Raw genomic sequence first — 3,075 nt, 5'->3', positions numbered from 1 at the left:
TGGAAATGCTATCCATATTGAAGGCAGACCCGGAATTGGATGTCTACGTACTTGCTCCCAAAGCGGATGGTCCTTTGATTGTAAAACTACAGGAGCTTGGGATTCGTATTGAGATATTGGAAATCCCGAAGCTTATCATGCAAACAAGTCGCCTCAATCCGGTCAAGACAACCTTATTACTGCTAGCAGCAATTCCAGGTAGTATTCGCTACCTTACAAGATTACGCGCACATTTTGTCAGAGAGCAGGCTCAACTTATTCATAGCACTGGCATTAAGTGCCACCTAATCCTTGGAATTATCTCTCGTTTTATGCAACTAAATATAGTTTGGCATCTGCGAGATATTCTTGTCCCCGGAATCACTAAGAAGCTTTTCATAATGCTGCATAATCCGACGATACACTGCATTGCAAATTCGAAGGCGACCGCTGAATCGATCGGCCTCAATGCCACCGTGCTCTATAATGGAATCAATACCAATACCTACAAGCGCACCAACGATCGAATTTTCAACGATAAATTTGCCGAGATTGATAAGCCTTTTATCATTGGAATTATCGGTGTGCTGGCTGAGTGGAAGGGGCAAAAGGACTTCCTCGAAATGGCAAAAATCCTCGCGCCTAAATACCCTTATGTTTGCTTTGTAATCATTGGCGATGCAATCTACGACACCATCGGTGACCGGGACTACAAGCTTGAATTAGAGGAAATCTCAAAGAGTACGGCGATTATGGGCCGCATATACTTTGCAGGATTTCAGAATAACTCTGTGGCGGCTATTAATTCCTGCGACCTGATTGTACACGCCTCAAGAGAACCGGAACCTTTCGGAAGAGTAATTGTGGAAGCCATGTCATGTGCCAAACCCGTCATTGCATCTGCTGCGGGAGGCGTGCTAGAGATCATCAGCGATACCAAAGATGGCTTATTATTTCCTCCTGGGGATGTTCAAGAAATGAGTCGAAAAGTTGAATTCCTTGTGACGCATCATCCAATACGCGAGCAATTGCGATTAAATGGTAGAAAACGTGTAGTAGATCACTTTAGTAGAAAAAAACAGCAAAATCATTTACGTGAAATTTACAAGTCCCTCTTGAACACAAAATCAAAGAATTAGTTGCGTCCCCATTTAAGCGAAGGCCTGTGAGTCCGGTTATAGCAAGTAATGACGGGCGTTGTCGGGGTTAATTAGAGAAGGGGATAATGGGTGGTTGCTTTGGGATATTTCTTCTCTGGAAACGGCGTTAAGGAAACTAATCGGGAGTCCACTTGTTTAGACAAAGAGAAGGGTCCGTCGATTATAAGAAGCTCATAATTGCCGTACGCCAAAATGCTTTCTTCATATTCTCCATCATATAGTCAGATAGCTTTTGCTGAAGTTGAGCGTTAGTTTTTTTATGGCGATTAAACGTAATTCGATTTTCTTTATATCCGTATGTATTTATTCGCTGCTTAGCGTCTTTTGGCCGGAGCTTGAGTTTTTTTGGTCTGGGTATTCTGGTGACAGTGGATTGAATATTGCAATGGCATGTATTTTGCATGCCATTCTCTATCATTTATTGGCTTATAGTTTCTCTAATTACTGTGGAAATCCCAGTTTCTTGAAAACACCATTTGCCATCAGCTGCTTAGTGTCAATTGCCTATTTAGGCGTTCCTTTTCTGAAGTATTACGGAGAAGCTAGATATATTGAATTTGATGTGGGGCTTCATTATAGGCTGTTCGCATTACTTGTCGTTTGCGCTTCCATTCTTATGATTCTGAATATCTATGCAAAAAGATGGACTGTATTTTATCTTGAGTCTCAAAAAGCTATGCATCAGTCTGTTGGTCCGTTATTTGTGCCTTTTATGTACTGTATTTTTGGTGCGTCTTTGTTTTATTTGATTGTTGGGAGCATTGAGCGAGATTTAAGCGAAGCGCAAATCACTTTAATTAAGGCGGGATACTTCGTCTCTCTTTTTTATTTTGCGGTTCTTGGAGACCAACACAAGACTTTATGGAATGGAGTTCTATTAGTAATTGGCGGGTTAGCGATTACGTATTTCTCAGGAGCAAGGTCTGCTTTGTTATTAGCTGTTCTAGTGGTCGTGTTCGGGCGAATTTCGAGAATCCGATCGCATCAAAATCGAAAGTCAATGGTACTCCTTGGCCTCGTATTAATTCCTTTGGTCACTGTAATGAGTTTGGGCCCCCTCACTGCGTTAACCAAAGATAGATACGGTGGAATTAGTTTGAATTTTGAATTACAAAGGACAGATTATGTGGATTTTGTCGGGGCGGCCTCGATAGCTGATTACAAAGAAAATGTAACAAAGGGACTGTATACATCTTCGTTATGGGCCATACCTGGGGGTTACATAGATAAGGCGGGATTAGATTACTCAATGGAACCATTCTTTTATAATAATAAGTGGAGAAGTTCAGATAGACGAGAAGGGTATACGCCAGACACGAATGATTATCCTGATTCAATTTTTTCTTGTGGCGCGATGGTGGGGGGCTATGTCGGGGCACTCCTATTCCCGTTAGTCTGGTTTGGTGTTTTCAGTATCGTATTGAGGCAGCTTAATAATACGTTGTTACTCAGTTTTTATCTGGGATCTATTCCAAGTATGTTCAACATTGAAATTGCCTTTTGGAACATAGTGCCAACATTGAGAAATTGGTTTGTGGCATCGATCATGTTGTTTGTTGTTATTCAATTGGCTTCCATTTTGCGCCCTAAATTTGAGGCCAATAGGAAGCGTCGAAAGTGATTAGCATTGCGCGTTTTCGTAGACATATCGGTGATGTAGTCTGTGAGCAAATCTGTGTAACGGCTTCGTTTTAAATGTAGTCAGTCTACTATGCAGCAAGGATTGAGTAGGCAATTACCGATTGTTGGAGATTGAATAGTGGCCCGGAAACCATGAGAAAACCGGATTTCTTTTTTATTGGCGCACCGAAGTGCGGGACTACAGCAGTGGCGAACTGGCTTCAAGAGCATCCTCGCATCTTCATGACGCATCGCACGAAAGAGCCATACTTTTTCGACAATGACATCGTAAATGTTGACCGTATGTCATTGGAGC

Annotated in this window: 2 protein-coding genes; both read left to right on the top strand. The window is 41.9% G+C overall.

Features of this window, described 5'->3' with window-relative positions; translation table 11 throughout:
• Positions 1-1,118, top strand: a 1,118-nt coding sequence (locus Q0X72_RS13525) for a glycosyltransferase family 4 protein (RefSeq protein WP_297766488.1), incomplete at its 5' end; no start/stop codon positions are given.
• A gap of 280 nt (positions 1,119-1,398) precedes the next feature.
• Positions 1,399-2,760 (top strand): hypothetical protein, encoded by a 1,362-nt coding sequence (locus Q0X72_RS13520; protein ID WP_297766485.1) that lies wholly within the window; start codon positions 1,399-1,401, stop codon positions 2,758-2,760.
• The last annotated feature ends 315 nt before the right edge of the window (positions 2,761-3,075 follow it).

This window comes from uncultured Muriicola sp. (genome assembly GCF_947258935.1).
Taxonomy (GTDB): Bacteria; Bacteroidota; Bacteroidia; order Flavobacteriales; family Flavobacteriaceae; genus Muriicola.
Note: the sequence above shows the minus strand (reverse complement) of the source record. Positions and strands in the feature narration are given on the sequence as shown.

Coding starts and splice junctions, on each gene's coding strand:
- Q0X72_RS13520 (WP_297766485.1), top strand. CDS start 1,399: ATGGCGATTAAACGTAATTCGATTTTCTTTATATCCGTATGTATTTAT.